Genomic DNA, 512 nt, shown 5'->3' with positions numbered 1-512 from the left:
GCGACGGTCAGCTTTTGTCCGGCGCCACTGGAGAGGATGCCGGCCTGGTTGTCGAGGCTGTCGGCATTGACGGTCAGGGTTTGTTGACTGACCAGGGCCCCCTTGTTGCCGTTGAGCAGTGCGCCACTGAGGTCCACCTCCAGGTTGCCATTGCGGCTGGACAGGGTCCCGCTGTTGCGGTTGTCCAGGCTCGCGCCCTTGACGCCCAAGCCTTGCCAGCCGGAGATCAGGCCGTTCTGGTTGGTCAGGGTGGTGCCGGTCACGCCCAGTTGGTTGTTGCTGATCAGCTTGCCGTTGCTGTTGTCCAGGTTACGGCCGGTGACGTTGAAGCTCTGGCGGCTGGAGAGTTCGCCGTTCTGGTTGTTCAGGTCGCGCAGGTTATCGAGGGTCAACGGGCCCTTGGCATTGAGCAGGCCGTTGCGGTTGTCGAGGTCACCACCGGCCAGGTCGAGGCGGATCGCCTGGTCACTCAGCAGGCGACCACCGTTCTGGGTCAGGCTGGAGACGGACAG

1 protein-coding gene is annotated in these 512 nt (G+C 63.9%); it reads right to left on the bottom strand.

Annotated elements, in window-relative coordinates; all coding sequences use genetic code 11:
- On the bottom strand, positions 1–512 hold a 512-nt coding region (locus K675_RS31235), incomplete at both ends, for a hypothetical protein (protein ID WP_037007027.1).

This window comes from Pseudomonas fuscovaginae SE-1 (assembly GCF_000364705.1).
GTDB lineage: Bacteria > Pseudomonadota > Gammaproteobacteria > Pseudomonadales > Pseudomonadaceae > Aquipseudomonas > Aquipseudomonas fuscovaginae_A.
The sequence above is the reverse complement of the archived record's forward strand: the minus strand, read 5'-3'. Positions and strand labels throughout refer to the sequence as shown.